Here is a 14,701-nt window from a genome sequence, read left to right as displayed (position 1 = left end):
GTAGAGGGTCTTTCGATTGGAGGAAGATTCTATACAAAGGCAGATACAGCATTTTCAGAAGAAGGGTGTGAACTTGACGGAGATTTTATCCCGGCGATGGCCAACAGTGTTTTATAATGCCGTGGAACGCTCTCGCAGACAGAATTCTCACTGGCAGTAAGCGGAAGAAGGAGTTAGAGGTAGAGAACCAGTCCGAGTACGACCAGTGGGTCTCCGAACTATACTCCGAGATAGAGGTGTTCGTGAAGCGAGTAAACAACCTGAATCTAAGCGAGGCAGAAGGACGTGACCAGTTCTACAATTTTGCTGGAAGGCTTTCTGACCGTCTCCTAGAGTTGCGGGAACGTAGTGAGTCGTCAGCTGCTCCCGCCGAGGCCTTGATCCAGTTGGAGGAACTGATCGAGAAGATCAACGAATCGTCTTCGAAGATCCATGTCTCGGTTGCGTATATCGGGGAGGATCCGTTTGAGAAGGCGAGACGGGAGAAGAAGAGGGAGGAGCGTGAACGCGAGAAGAGCAAGAAGGCGCGTGAGAAACGTGATGCGATTGCGGATAAAATTCAACAGCTTACTGCAGCCTTTGAGGAAGATACTTCTTGAGCTCACGTCCGGTAATCCGGAGATAGATTTCTACGAATACGATGATGAGGCCGAGCAGCCAGGAGAGGAAGATGTTGACTTCGGTGTGTGAAATTATCCATGCCCAGTTCGGTACTGTGACCGCTGTGTTTGTAGCGAATAGTAGGTAGGCGAAGATCGGGACGACAACGGAGAAGATGATGGTTGCGACGTTCGCTGTAAGTACAGGGATTAGGTCTTCCGCGTTTAGCCCAGACTTCTCATCTTCTAAACGCTTCTTCCGTCTCTGTAGTGTCTCGATCTGGTTTTCAGCGTGAGCGAGATCCTTACGTGCTTCTTGCAGTCGGGCTTTTTCCTGGATTCCCAGTCCGGCTGTGATGTCCGGAGTATCAAATACGTTGTTCAATCTAAAGGAAGATCTGGATTCTCTGATTCGTTCTATACTTGACTGAAGTCGATCCATTTGGCTTCGGTCTCTGAACTCGTTGTACTGCTGTTCAAGGGCTTCTCTGGTCTCTCTCCTGAGACTGTCAAGGCCGTATTCCTCTTTGAAGTCCGCGATGAACTCGTCCGGTTCGACAGGTTCAGGTTCTTCATCCACTCCCTCTGCACGGACCTCGATATCGCCCGCACTTGATGAGGAGTCCTCATCTCCGTCATCTTCTTTGTCCTTAGCCTTCTCAATAGCCGCCTCCAGAGCATCGCTATCTGATCCAGTGACTCTGGACCGACGGCCTGTGATATCGTAGTCCTCCGCGAACGAGGAAGTGATCTCTCCCAAGACTGCTTGTTCGATCTGGTCGTAATGCTCTTCCAGTAATTGGCGGTGATAGTTCTCGTCGCTCTCCTCTATCTCCTCCGGGGAGTCGAAGTTGTGGTAGTCACTCAGATGTTGGTAGAGGATGTCTATATCCAGTTTTTCTATAGGCTGGGAAATTTGAGAGGGAACCTGGTTTTCGATGAAGTCTGAGACTCTTTCTCTGGCGTTTTGCTTGAACCGTTTTTCTCTTCTCCCGGTCAGTTCGTCTATCGTCTCTTTGTGGTTGTCGCGCTGCTTCTTGAACTTCTTCAGCTCTTCCTTTACCCGTTCGAGTTCTGTCTCTGTTTGTCTACGCTGGGATTTGATTTCGACGTAGTTGTTGACGAGGAGGGCTGTGAGTATGGCCACGAAGACGCTGGCGGAGGCAGCAAGTGAGCCGTAGAATGGTCCACTCATCAGATACTTCACGAGTTTGAACCAACTTGATATTTAGCTCTCCTATCTACGAGGCAGTATAGGACGCTTCACATAGCGTCGTTTCATGCCATTTAGAAAAAGATTCTCTGCTCACTACCCAGTCTTCATTGGCCGGTCGTCACTGTCCTTCGGCTCTTTTCCGTTTATTACAAGATATGCATCCTGTCTCTTAGAGGTTACTCCAGATATCACCCAAAATTGTCAGGATGCATAGCGACTAATTCGCAAGCCTACTTATCGACTGTTCCACCGCAGAAATAGGTGATCAAGAGGATTTCTACAGACCCAGTTCAGAATCGTGTAACTAGAGTTCGGTCGGGGGCAGTAACTCACAGAGAACAGCTGCTTGGTCAAGAAGTGCGTCGAAGAGCCGATCAGTCGGTCGATATAGCGCGTGGTGTTCATCAACAGAGTATGGGGTTTTCTCATCATCAGTGTGTGAGAGAAATCCGCACTCGAGAAGCGGAGCAAGGGTAGTATCCAGCGCAGTTCCGGACCGGCCAGATTCGGCTTCAAGAGTGTGTCGAGGGAACTCAGAAAGGAACCGCGTACAGCAACTCAGGACGTGAGCACGTCGATCAGCGAATAGTTCGTTGAGCGCAGTGCGATGGGTGCGTGTCCAATACTCGTCAAGTTTGACGTATGTACGAACGATCGGGGATAGCTCGTTCAAGGAACCAGTAGCATGGACGATGCCAAGGTCGTTGAGCGCATGTTGGTCTTTGGTGTCCAGAGACTCGCCGAGAGGATGGAGAACAGTTTGAAGCGCCTCGTGGTACCGCGAAGTGAGAAATTCCCCGGCAACAACGTGGGCGTTCACGATATTTCGAGTTGGGTGCATTGACTCGTGGTGATCGGGGTTTCGGTGGTCGACGTGGGTTCGTGGATAGCTCATAGAGCACCTCTTCCAACGTGGCGTTGAGCATTAACATTCCGAGCAGTCAGGCTCGAGACTGCAGCTGGGTAGGTTTAACCAACACACCGCCGTCAATACGGCCGGGTGTTGGTTAACACGAAGTACGCTCGATTCAGGAACTATTCTCGGAAACAGGATCCAAACGGAGACTACTCGGGACTGTACCGGGATTAGAGGGGATCACATCGAGTTTCCTGAAACGCGGAAGCGACACGCCGCGGCTTATCGGGAACGTAGACAACTAATCGAGTATGGGAGAACACTCAACGTCGAACCGATTGGCGGTAGACCAGCCGACACGGGGCGCTGACCGCAATCGGTCCCTTGCTGACCAGGCCGATCCGGCTACGGACGATATGTTGTTGCCGTCACTTGAGGACGGCATCACGCTGCTCGACATAGAAGGCGGCCGCGGCGTCCCAATCTTGCAATCGCTCGTGCTCGACCACCTCCTCCTGTACGACGGCCCCGCCTTCTGGGTGGACGCGAACGGCCACGCGACGACGACCACGCTCGCCCAAATCGCCCCCAGCCAGCGGTTGCTCGAGCGGATCCACGTCGCGCGGGGGTTCACCGCCTACCAGCACTACGGCACCGTCTGCGATCTCCCGACGGCGGTGAACCAATCCATCCGGAGATCCACCGCCGACACCGGAACGAGCAGTCGACAGTCGACGGCTCGCAACGAGGACTCGTCCTCGCACACCCCGTCGCTCATCGTCGCCCCAGCAGTCGACGCGCAGTACCGCACTGACGACACGCTTGGAGACGCCCACGCCGAGACACTCCAAGCGCGAACGCTCGCTCGACTGGCGACCTACGCGGATGGGTACGAGGTGCCGGTGCTCGTTACTCGCAGCAAAGCGGACGAGTTCGCGGCGCCGGTCGCGACGGCTGCCAAGCACCACTTAGAGTGCGAGCAAACCCGGATGGGGCCACGGTTCGTCGGCGACGAGTTCGAGACGCTCGTCTATCCCGTCGACGATGGGGCATACTACCAGACGACGTTTACCTACTGGCGTCAGTTACTCGGCGCGCGTGCCGAACAGGTCGGGCTGGAACCGGCCTCGCCCTCCACCCCGACCACGACCTCCGACGGCGTCGGAACGGGCGTGACGGCCAACGGAACGACCGCATCACTCACTGCGAACCCACTACTCGATGCCTGGACGAGTGCTGGAGGGCGATAGTAATGGGGCGCACCAATCCGACGTATCGGGATGCGCTGCGGGCTATCGAGGAGCGATGGACGGATTTCCGGCGGGCGCTCCGTCGTCGCGACCAACCACGCTTCGACCAACTGTTCGAATACGCTCGCGAGCACGCTGACGCGAGTGGCCTGTTGAACCACCAAAACCCGCTGTTGCCGGCGCTGATCAGCATCGATCTCGAACAGGAAGCCCGACTCGATGAACACGAAGACCGCCTCGCTGAACTCGAAAACGCACTCAACGAGGCGGACGATCGGCAACAACACTCCGAGGCAGGTACAACGGAGGACGGATTGCACTGATGGTTTTTAGTACGGGGTACTTGACCGTTAATATGGCAACAGATAATATGGCAACAGATCGCTTCCAGAGGATCAACGACTTGGAATCAGGTGATCGAATTCGAATCCACCTTACCGGGGACGGTCCGGTTGAGGCTGGCGGCGTGACGTTTCAGAATCCGTGGGAGACCTCCGTCGGAAGTGTACACGAAGAGAGAAAGGACCCCCGGAAGGGAGATGAGGTCCGACATATCGAATTTCATCGGACACTGCGTCTCGATGCACCTGACGAGATCGTGCCGCCTGACCGCGTCGTGTTGAAAACCGCACATCGGATGGAGCAGGAGAACACGCTTCGGCTGACATTCAAACAGCTGATCGAAGATAGTCCCGGTCACTATACTCTCCATGCCCTGGGACTCGAGGATCTCGAGGTTCTCGAATGAATTTGTATCGAATACAGCGCCTCAGTACCGTAATTAGTAGACTTAACCAACATCCCGTAGCAAGCGTGGGTTTTGTTGGTTAAGATGGGCGGTGAAGGGGGATCAGTGGCCCGGAAGTGTTTGCGGAAAATGGATGGAAAGCCCCAAATTCGCGTTCCACGCCCTTCGCAGCCGTGTCACACTGGTTCCCTGAACTCCGGAAGCGACACACTGTCGATTATCGGGTGAGCGTACGTTGGCGTGCCTATGCTGGAGGACGATGGATAGAAAATGCCATTCACATTCGATTTCCTTGATGATGGCCGTGTCCTCGAATGGGAGACGACGGCTGACGGCGCCGTCGCGACCGAACGCGATGACTACTCGCCGCGCTTCTACGTCGCATCCCGCGCACCGGATGACGAGATCGACCTCACGAGACTCCGCAGCGTGTACGAACGGCACCCGGACGTCGTCGCGACCGATATCGTCGCCCAGCGGCCAGGCTTCCGTCGCGACGACGAGGACGTCCTCGCCGTCGACGTTGCCCACATCGATCGGATCACCTCGCTGGCTCGACAGGCACGCCAGCTGTCCGAGTACCCTGTGGGGGATCTCGCCTGCTTCAATGTCGATCTCTCGCGGGAGTTTCGGTACTGTCTCGAGAACGATGTGGATCCGACGCCAACGTGCGATCTCTCGACGCTGCGACTCGACGTCCCACTCACAGAGACGACCGGCGATGCGTATACCGAACTTGCCGTCGGCGGCGAGACGGTCACGGGCCCGCCAGAAGATATCCTGACGACAGTCCAAGCTGCGCTTGACAACCACGATCCGGACGTCCTCGTCTGCTCGACGAGCGAGATTGTCCCGACCCTGTACGAGATGGCTGCCAGCACTGGCGCCGACAATTTCTCGTTGAGCCGGACCCCAAAGGGCGATTTCCAGCAGCTCGCGAGCCGGTCGACCTACGCGAGCTACGGCCGCGTCGGGCACTCGCCGGCGCGCTACAACGTGCCCGGAAGAGCAATCATCGACCGATCGAACACGTTCTTCTTTGGCGAGACCAACATCGACGGCGTCCTCGACCTGGTCTCGCGGTCGCGCAAGCCGATACAGGAGGCAGCCTGGGCGTCGATCGGCAACATCCTCACAGCCATCCAGATCTGCGAAGCCCACGACCGCGGCGTCCTCGTCCCGTGGCACTCCTGGCGCCACGAGAAATTCAAATCAACAGGGGTGCTCCACGATGCCGATCGTGGTGGGTTCATCTTCGCGCCCGAGGTCGGACTCCACGAGGATGTCCACGAACTCGATTTCTCCTCGTTGTATCCGAACATCATCTGCACGCACAACGTCTCGCCGGACGTGATTCGCTGCGAGTGCCATCGCGACCGCGAGGACGTCCCCGGACTCGGCTATTCGATCTGTGACGACCGGGGCTACCTCGTCGACGTCCTCCAGCCCATCATCGATGCGCGCGACGAGATCAAAGCCGCCATCCGTCGCGAACAAGAACGCGACGATCCCGACAAGGAGCGCCTCGACGAACTCGAAGGGCGGTCGGGGGCGCTGAAGTGGATCCTCGTCGCCTGCTTTGGGTACCAAGGCTTTAACAACGCCAAATACGGGCGCATCGAGTGCCACGAGGCAATCAATGCGTTCGCGCGCGAGATTTTGTTGACGGCGAAGCAACGCCTCGAAGCCGCCGGCTGGCGTGTCGTCCACGGCATCGTCGACTCCATCTGGGTGACCCCAAACCCCGACGTCGACGACGAGGACCGCGAGTCCCTCGAGGCCCTCGCGACCGAGATCACCGAAGCAGTCGACATCCGCCTCGAGTATGAATCGCACTATGACTGGGTGGCGTTCGTCCCACAACGCGAGAGCGACGCCGGCGCGCTTACGAAGTATTTCGGAAAGGTCGTCGATGAGGACGAGTTCAAGATCAGAGGCATCGAAGCCCGCCAGCGGTCGACGCCGCCATTTATTGAGGACGTCCAGCGAGAATGCCTCGATCGCCTCGATGCGACGCAGTCACCAGAGGCAGTCCTCAGCTGTCTTGACCGTGCAGTCTCGAAACTCCATGCCGGTGAGGTAGCGGTGGAGCGACTCGTCGAACGGAATCGTGTCTCCAAACCACTCGACGGCTATACCCAGAACACACAGAACGTCGCAGCGCTGAAACGGGCTCGCGACCAGGACCTCGCTGTTCATCCCGGTCAAGATATTGAGTATGTCGTGGTTGATGACGAGAAATCCTCACGGGAACGCGTCGTACTCGCCCACGAAGAGGTCGAAACATACGATCCATCGTATTACGAGACACAACTCGTCCGCGCTGTCGAAAGCGTCCTCTCGCCCTTGGGTTGGGATCGGACGGATATTCGACGGAGTCTCGCCGAGACACGAGAAGTAGAGTTGACCGATTTTACAATGACTTAGAACGGATGACCTTGTTCTGAGATGTCGATAGCGCCCCTTTACCACCATATTTCTATTTTATCGATAGATGGACCCATGAGATACATGGGTCAATGGACGGAGATCGTCTTCGGTGAGAAAAACCACAAGTGGGCGACAACGTCGACACCCCCCGGAGTGTGAATGGTGGAGTGATATGTATTCAGATTGTGAATCTCTTTCTCTAAGCCGAATCCATTCACACTCCGGGGGGAGTACCCTGTATCAGTTACACTCCCCTCAGTGTGAATGGGATTTGAAATCAATCACACCGTGGGTGGGCAACCTATATGTGAATGGGATGAATTGGTCCGGCTATGCCAAACAACGAATCCACGCAAACGACCGTCGACGAGATCTTGAATGTCGATGAGGACAACGACGAAGACGAATCGAATATTTTTGAAAAACCGTGGCTGCTCGAAATCGATAACGTACCAGACGCCAACCGGATCGTCGGCCGTGACGATCACATCACGTTCTTGGCGAAAAATCTCCGGAAAATGCGGACGAACAGCGTTCCGGACAACGTTCTAGAGTGGGGTGAAACCGGGACAGGGAAGACACTAGTTGCAAGGCACGTCTGTGAGCGACTCGAAGCGGCAACTGAGGGAACGGACTCGCCCATCGTTACTGCATACATTAACCCGGACCCGATTTCTACGTATACCTCCACCTTCCGAAAGATAGCAGAACAGGTGAACGCCAAAGCGGAAAACCCGCTTGAAGTCCCCTATCAGGGCCTTTCAGCAGAACACTACCGGGATCAGAAGTTGTGGCCCGTCGTTCAGCGGGAATTCTCGGGTGGGCTCGTCGTCATTATCGACGAAATCGACAAGCACGGCGAGGTCAACGAAGTACTCTACACGCTTTCACGGACACAATCGAAAGACGACGTAGATTTCCCAGTCATCACGATCGGGATTTCGAACGACATCGAATTCAAAGGCGAAATCGAGTCCCGGGTGCAATCCACACTCCAACCGGAACACCGAACGTTCACGCCGTACGAAGAAGATCAGCTTATCGCGATCCTCGAGAATCGCCGCGACGCGTTTTACGATGGAGTCCTCGATGACGAGGTGATACCTACAACAGCCGAACTCGCAGCTGAAGAACACGGAGACGCTCGACGTGCAGTTCGGTTGTTCCGCAATGCGGGTGAAATTGCCGACGAGGAAGGAGACGACATCGTGACCGCTGAGCACGTTCACGAGGCCGACGAACTCGTCGAGGTCGAACTCTTTATGGAAATGGTGAAGGGGACGCCGTTGTCCGGGAAGTTACTCCTCTTTGCACTCACACGACTTGATCGGAACAACCCGGAGAAGGAGTGGTTCCGTACGTCCGAGATCCACGAGGTGTACCAAACAGTTGCACGGGATGTCAAGGTTGAGCCGAAGGGGTACAATCGCGCACTTGAACTCCTGAACAAACACGTGACGACTGGAGTTCTCGAATCGAAGAAGAAGGAAGGCGGTGATCAAGGAAAGTTCAGATCGTACTCACTCCAGGGTGACGTCGAGAGCACTCGAACTGGGCTGATCAATTCGACACCGGAGCTCCAGACGTTGATGGGATGGTGACACCCCCACCCCTCGGTGTGAATGGTATGGCATAGGGGATGGCAGCTGTTTCGATGATGCTGGTGTCGTTGGAGAGCCGTTAGCAGTCTCGTGTGGTTGAAACAACCCGTAGAGCGGGTAATACGGTAAAATAGGCTGTTTGCAGTGGTTGGCTGGTGTGTCGCACCGCAGTAATAGATAATTTTAATATATACGAGTCTAAACAGCCCTTCGAGTAGTATCCTATTTCAAGGCGAGGCACTTGTGCCGAAGCCGACGCGCCAGCGCGGAGGCGGAGGGGCGTCCGCGCTCGTCGGGTTCCGCAATTAGGAGCAGCTTAATCGTGGTGCCCCACGTGGTGGGACCATTCACACTGAGGGGTGTGGGGGTGGGATATCCGCCAAACCGTTTCGCTGGCTCCGCTTTGCTACGTCTTTCAATGACGAAATGGAACGCCGTGTTGAGGAGGGTGGCTGCCCATTCACACCGAGGGGTGTCGGACTGACGGGTCCCATTCACACTCCGGGGGGACCCCTTTCGTCCACGACATTCTGCAGCCATCGCCAACCGGGCTATCGAATACCAGCCGACTGCGCCAGCGAACGTCAGGTCACAGGTGTCCGCTCAGAGGGTGCCAACACACTCGACGAGCTCGTCTTCAGTAGTCCACCGGCATAACCGACCGCCATCGTCCAACATCTCAAAAATGGCCGTCTGCATACCACTATACGGATTCTCACTCGTCACTCCGGTCTCAACGTCCTCCAGGTCGAGTGGTTCGTATTCGCGCTTGAATACGTGCGTTTTCGCGAAATATTCCTCCAGGGCCGTGAAGTAGCCCTGTTCGACCAGAAACCCTCCCTGGGCGTGTTCGGCGACACCGACGATTGTATCCGTATAATCGGCGAGCAGTCGGAATTTGAGATAGGTGTTCGTCCACTCACTTCTGATGTCGACCATCAAAAATGCATACGCGCCGGCCCGCCGATTGAGGCGATCTTTCACGAGTTGGAGACGGCGAATCTCGGGTTGACCATAGCTGCCGAGGACAAAGTACGAATGCTCAGCCGAGAAGATCGGCGTGAGCTCCGCAACACTCTGTTTCAGCGCTTCGTACTCCGCCGGCGTGAGTGAGGTCTCGTGAAGATACTCCTCGGCCTTCGCAGCGAGTTCATCAACAGTGACTGGATCCTCACTCATCTACCCGTGCATACTCGGATAGCGTGCTTTAATGTGGCGACCTCATCATAGACCGATTCGCTCCTACCCGATTCGTATTAGGGCGAAACGCTTTTGCACGCACCACCCCAATAACGAAGTAATGAGTACCTCCGATCAGCCGCCAAGCGATCTCGATTCCGTACGGGAGCGACTCAACGTCGTCACCCAGGAGACGCGGTTCGCGCTCCTCCAGGACATCCTCGGACATCCGTCGGAACTACCGACGCTGAAGGAACTCGACTACGTCAACCCGAGCAAGAGCCAGACGACGATTCGCCAGCACCTCCAGCAGCTCGTCGACGCCGGCATCGTCGAGGAGATCCTCTTGCCCGAGGACCGCCGGCAGAACGATCTCCCGTACAAGTTCTACGGAATCAGTGAGAGCGGCCGGCAGTTCCTCGAGGACCACAAGCTCCTCCGCGCACAAGACACGCTTCGAGAGATCTACGACCGGGTCGAGAAGACCGACGACATCAAACGGTACGAGACTGCCCCGCGACCCGAGCGCTGACACTCCTTCTTCACTTCGTCCCGTCGCCACGGCTGTGGTCTGTCCCGCTACTGCGAACGAAGTCGATTGCTGCCTTCTGAGGCTCATGGATACAGACGGAAGTCTCTCATTCCGCCATTTCGGACGCAGTCGGGTATTGTGCGGCAGGGCATCACTGGTGCTGTCCTAGTTCAAGCGTGCTTCGTTGCTCAGACGGCCCGTTCGGTCAGAAAGCCTTTATCCGTATAGTATAGCGTCCGTAGTATGCCCGAATGCCAGAACTGCGGGTCCTTCGTTACTGCACAGTATGCTCGTGTGTTTACCCCGGATAATGTCGATACGCCACGGGTGTGTCCGTACTGTCCGGACAAACTCCGCGACGGTGCCGACGTCCGCTCTGCGCGGTCAAACCGGCGTTCTGCGTAACGTAGGGAGTGATTCCCTGATTTGATTTCGCCTTGGTGAGCGAACACATTGCTATCGGGCGGGTGGCCCCGATAGATTCAGTCCTCCGACTTGACTGGACCTTTGTATTTGGAGGTTACCGTTTCGCCCTCTCGCCACTGCCAGTAGTAGTAGCGGTTATCGTTGATTTCCTTGATCGTGATCGTTGCCTTGGTGGGGACGTCGTCCGGGAGATCGGGTGGGCGCTCTTCGTCCTTGTCGTCGTGGTCCGACTCGAGACGGTCCGTTCGCTCTTTGTACTCGGCCAACGCTTCCGCATAGCGTGATACGTGGCGGAGTTGGTCTGAGGAGTATTCGTTGAGGGTGTCGACGATGTCCGCCGGAAGGTCTGCCGGCGGCGTCGGTGGCTCGTAGGACATTGGGACCCTTCGTATTAACCAACACAACTCGCCAGAGCCATAGATTGTTGGTTAATCACCGGCCTCCCTCAATTCCGGTGGTACGTTGTGAGATACTGTTCGATGAGGGTAGAGGTCGCGTGGCTGAATCGATCAATCTCGTGAGCGAGAATCTTGAACTCGAGGATGGAAGAGTGAGGGTAGATCTGCCACGAAGACGGATATGAGTGAATGAAAAAGCTGTACTCGCCGTAGAAGTCATCGAGGCGGGAGGGAAGCTCGTGGTGCCAGAGCGAATCCAAGTAACCGATGACGTGATTGTTGGATGGAAACGGCGGTACGAGGTAGTTGGCTTCGATGTCAAGTAGTTCGTCGGTGAGAGTATCGATGAACTCCTCGTCAAGCTGGCCAAGCCGTCGCCCCTCTTTCAGTGATCGGACGACATTCTGTATCGTGCGGCGAACACCAGGCTTGAGATGGGTAGGGTTGACAGGAGTCACGAACGATTCGACAGACTCGGTGGTCTCTACTTTGAGTCCTGCCAGCGCGATGTAGAGCGGGTAGGAGAGGTTCGTCTTGAGCACTTCGGTGATGGTACCCTTGGTGATGCCGTACCTGTCGTCGTAGCTGAGTCGTGACCGGGTACTGTGGTCGTAGATCCGGTCCCGGAGCTGACTGCGCTGTGTCTCAAAACTCGGAGTTTGTCGACCTCTAACCCAGTCATACCATTGCTGATTTGCGGACAAGAATGGGCGTGGCGGGATATGCGCCGGTACTGAGGAGTCATCGTAGATGGTAGCGTACTCGGCGTTGATGAACAGAAGATCGTCGAACACCGACCAGCTCAAATTCTCCAAGAGCTTCCGTAGTTCTCGGTAGCACGGCGGGATCGAGCCGCGGTCTGCAAGCACATCGATATTGGTGATGATGCTTTCCATCTCCAACAGGTAGAGATGCACTGCGGGGAAGGTATTGAACCGTTGCCACGTCGTCCGCCGCCAGTATGTTTGGAGTTCGTCACGCCATTCGTCGATCCTGGAGAGCAACGTCTCCGTCGTCTTTGTGATCGAGTCCTTCTCCGATTCAACTCGCGCTTTGACAGCCTCCTGCACCTACTTTCTCGACGCAATGGAATCCGATTGCGATTTGCTGGCCACTTCCGAGACCGGGTATTTTGAGCCGTGGAGATAGTGGTATTTCTCCTCTAGCGTCGTTTCGTCTGTCTCTGCGAACGAGTCGAGAAAGGCATCGAACCTGGAGCTATCCAATCCATGGATTTGGAGCCCATAATACGGGTGGGGGCGTGATGAGGACCGGTCGACAACCCGGAGCTGGAGGAAGTCCAGCCCCATCTCATCAAGTGCCTCATTATATCGCTCTGTGACTTCGAGTGCCGCCTTGTACTGGCTCTCGGGATCGTTCGGATAGGCTTCGGGCACTTCGTGCAGTATCTTCGAGAAGAACGCGTCGACGAGATGGTTCGGGAAGTCCACATAGTGGTTCCGGACGTTGCCCTCGATCGTGAAATACTGGTTTTCGCTCGCATCGGGCGAAGGTCCGGACGTCTGCGTTAAATACGGCCAATCCATAACGAGAGCTTCCTCTACAATTGCCCATTGTAGACTCGATATTTAATCTCTGTCAGTGATATAGAGTACCGGTAAAATTCGGTGGGCTTGGTGGTGCCCTACACGGTACTTGCAATGCCAGTGAAGTACCCATGGGCCATATCCAACTGGTCCCGATCAACCTCATCGGCTTCGGCCCGGAAATGGAGAAGCGCGTTCCGCGTCTCACGGATATCTTCAAGCAGGCTTTCGACCATGTCGCGTTCCTGTGAGAGGCGGGGTGGCAGGTGATCGAGGTTTCGCATCATGAACATCCGATAGTCATCGAACGAGAAGTCTTCGGGGCGATCAGGCGCCTCATAGCTCTCGTCATGCTCAGCGCGATCGGCGAACGTCTCGTCGATAGCCTGGTCCAGGTCATCAAAGAATGTACGGAACAGGTGGCGGAGACTTTCCTCGATCTCGCCGATCTGGAGGAACGGTTCGACCTGATGTTCGAGGAAATAGAGGATATCGTAGCGGGTCAGGATCCCGTCCAAGTCATCTTGGTCGCCAATCAGGACATAGTCATCCTCCGCAAGCGTATCGAACAACTCGAAAATATCGTGGTCTCGCTCCACGAATTTGGGATTTGTATTCAGGGCGATTTTGACGGAGGTCTCCTCGACCCGCGGATCGTCCATTGACTTCACGTATTTTGCGACCGATTTGTACGTGACTGTACCCTCAACACCATCATCGCTCACCACTGGGAGCTGGTCAAAATCGTGTTCCAGCATGAGCGTCAAGGCATTCTGAATCGAGTCATCCAGATCGACAGTTACGGGCTCATCTGGTGTCGCGGCCGTTCTGTGGCTGAGAACGTCGGCCGCCGTGAAGAATTCCATAGCTCGACTAATGTCGTACGTGTCCTTCTACATTTGGGACATCCTGGAGAACGAACCGAACAAGTGGATTGCAGCGACGGGAGTAGACGACGTTCCGAGGTAGACGATATGCTCCGAAAAAACGGTCCCTCGGCGAAAAGGCCTCAAATCGATGTCTTTGGGAGTCGCCCGTCGGGCCGTGGAACACTGCCGCGCATGATCTCGAGATCGACTCTCCGCAGATGCTTGCATCCTCCATCGGGTGCTCGCTGCTGCCAGTCGGGACAGGAACACGACTCACTGACGATGTCGACTTCGTATCGGTTTCCCGACCCGGATCGCACCTCATACTGACCGCCTTTTTCGAGCAACGAAATCGACATTTCCTCGGTGACGGCTCGCCTCGTTCGGGGATCGAGATCGTCGCTTTGAGAAGAAGACTCTGCGACGACCATCCGATCACGCATATCTCCTGTCTGGCCCCCGTCAGGCGTAGCGGCGTCAGGGCTCTGCAGCCGGTCGACCAGCAGGGCTTCGATCGGATGCCCCTCTCGCCACAGGTAGTGGACTTCGCGACGGTCTCGATGGTCATAGGACCCGCAGGCGACAGCGTCACCGGACCAGACGCGCCATGCGCCGAGTGCTCCCATCGCGTCGACGATGGTTCGAGGGATCGTCTCGTACTCGGCAGGATAGAAAATTCGGAACCGAGTGCATCCTTCTTGGGGCGGAATATGGTCCCACCACTCGACGGCGTCACTCCAGCTGTCGAACATCGCCTCGTCGCTCCCGTATCCGACGGTTACACCGTCGAGCTGCAAGGCGTGAGGTTGTTCTCCGGTCTCGTCTTCGAGGAGTCGGAGGACAGCGTATCGGAGGTACTCGTGGGCCTGATTGTCCGCCGATTGCGCGACTTGATTGTGCTGCTCTGCGACGCGCTCGGCTTCCTCGAGAACTGCCGTGAGATATCGATCAGTCATGGTTTGACGGAGGGTGAGATGCGCCTCCGCCCTTCGGCGGGCGCTGAAAAACTTAACCAACAAAGTGAGTGACCGACGAATTTGTTGGTTAAAC

15 protein-coding genes are annotated in these 14,701 nt (G+C 55.9%); 8 read left to right on the top strand and 7 right to left on the bottom strand.

Features of this window, described 5'->3' with window-relative positions; all coding sequences use genetic code 11:
- Positions 1-116: 116 nt before the first annotated feature.
- The gene (locus tag RR_RS02245) at positions 117-599 is read left to right on the top strand and encodes a hypothetical protein (RefSeq protein WP_011222492.1); all 483 of its coding nucleotides are present in this window, start codon (positions 117-119) and stop codon (positions 597-599) included.
- Here RR_RS02245 and RR_RS02240 read toward each other — a convergent pair.
- Complete coding sequence (locus tag RR_RS02240) at positions 568-1,794, bottom strand: hypothetical protein (protein ID WP_011222491.1); 1,227 nt, start codon at positions 1,792-1,794, stop codon at positions 568-570. The genes RR_RS02245 and RR_RS02240 overlap by 32 nt on opposite strands.
- Positions 1,795-2,500: 706 nt before the next feature.
- Between RR_RS02240 and RR_RS21410 the strand changes: the two genes are divergently transcribed.
- From RR_RS21410 to RR_RS02210, 6 genes are all read left to right on the top strand, one after another.
- Positions 2,501-2,659 (top strand): hypothetical protein, encoded by a 159-nt coding sequence (locus RR_RS21410; RefSeq protein WP_171814224.1) that lies wholly within the window; start codon positions 2,501-2,503, stop codon positions 2,657-2,659.
- 323 nt (positions 2,660-2,982) lie between these two features.
- Entirely contained in the window at positions 2,983-3,921 is a 939-nt protein-coding gene (locus RR_RS02230; protein WP_011222489.1) for a hypothetical protein, read from the top strand.
- A gap of 2 nt (positions 3,922-3,923) precedes the next feature.
- On the top strand, positions 3,924-4,244 hold the full coding sequence (locus RR_RS02225; RefSeq protein WP_011222488.1) for a hypothetical protein: 321 nt from the start codon (positions 3,924-3,926) through the stop codon (positions 4,242-4,244).
- 32 nt (positions 4,245-4,276) lie between these two features.
- Positions 4,277-4,669 (top strand): hypothetical protein, encoded by a 393-nt coding sequence (locus RR_RS02220; RefSeq protein WP_232508510.1) that lies wholly within the window; start codon positions 4,277-4,279, stop codon positions 4,667-4,669.
- Positions 4,670-4,939: 270 nt separating this feature from the next.
- Entirely contained in the window at positions 4,940-7,096 is a 2,157-nt protein-coding gene (locus RR_RS02215) for a type B DNA-directed DNA polymerase (protein ID WP_011222486.1), read from the top strand.
- Between the two features lie 335 nt (positions 7,097-7,431).
- On the top strand, positions 7,432-8,700 hold the full coding sequence (locus tag RR_RS02210; protein WP_011222485.1) for an orc1/cdc6 family replication initiation protein: 1,269 nt from the start codon (positions 7,432-7,434) through the stop codon (positions 8,698-8,700).
- A 603-nt stretch (positions 8,701-9,303) separates the two neighbouring features.
- Here RR_RS02210 and RR_RS02205 read toward each other — a convergent pair.
- Positions 9,304-9,879, bottom strand: a complete 576-nt coding sequence (locus RR_RS02205; protein ID WP_011222484.1) for a hypothetical protein — start codon at positions 9,877-9,879, stop codon at positions 9,304-9,306.
- A gap of 121 nt (positions 9,880-10,000) precedes the next feature.
- On the opposite strand from RR_RS02205, the gene RR_RS02200 reads away from it, so the two are divergent.
- Positions 10,001-10,411 (top strand): helix-turn-helix domain-containing protein, encoded by a 411-nt coding sequence (locus RR_RS02200; protein ID WP_049938507.1) that lies wholly within the window; start codon positions 10,001-10,003, stop codon positions 10,409-10,411.
- A 482-nt stretch (positions 10,412-10,893) separates the two neighbouring features.
- Here the strand turns inward: RR_RS02200 and RR_RS02195 are convergent, their stop codons facing one another.
- The 5 genes from RR_RS02195 to RR_RS02175 all read right to left on the bottom strand — a co-directional run bounded on the left by RR_RS02195 (position 10,894) and on the right by RR_RS02175 (position 14,607).
- Positions 10,894-11,214, bottom strand: coding sequence for a hypothetical protein (locus RR_RS02195; protein WP_011222482.1), 321 nt, complete (start codon positions 11,212-11,214; stop codon positions 10,894-10,896).
- Between the two features lie 68 nt (positions 11,215-11,282).
- Positions 11,283-12,305 carry a hypothetical protein gene (locus tag RR_RS02190; RefSeq protein WP_049938506.1) on the bottom strand — a complete coding sequence of 341 codons (1,023 nt, stop codon included), beginning with the start codon at positions 12,303-12,305 and terminating at the stop codon, positions 11,283-11,285.
- Positions 12,306-12,686, bottom strand: coding sequence for a hypothetical protein (locus RR_RS02185; protein ID WP_137440592.1), 381 nt, complete (start codon positions 12,684-12,686; stop codon positions 12,306-12,308).
- Between the two features lie 194 nt (positions 12,687-12,880).
- Positions 12,881-13,648, bottom strand: a complete 768-nt coding sequence (locus RR_RS02180; protein WP_011222479.1) for a CBS domain-containing protein — start codon at positions 13,646-13,648, stop codon at positions 12,881-12,883.
- Positions 13,649-13,791: 143 nt separating this feature from the next.
- Positions 13,792-14,607 carry a hypothetical protein gene (locus RR_RS02175; protein ID WP_011222478.1) on the bottom strand — a complete coding sequence of 272 codons (816 nt, stop codon included), beginning with the start codon at positions 14,605-14,607 and terminating at the stop codon, positions 13,792-13,794.
- Positions 14,608-14,701: the final 94 nt, after the last annotated feature.

This window comes from Haloarcula marismortui ATCC 43049 (assembly GCF_000011085.1).
Lineage (GTDB): Archaea > Halobacteriota > Halobacteria > Halobacteriales > Haloarculaceae > Haloarcula > Haloarcula marismortui.
This window is presented reverse-complemented; position numbering and strand designations above follow the sequence as displayed.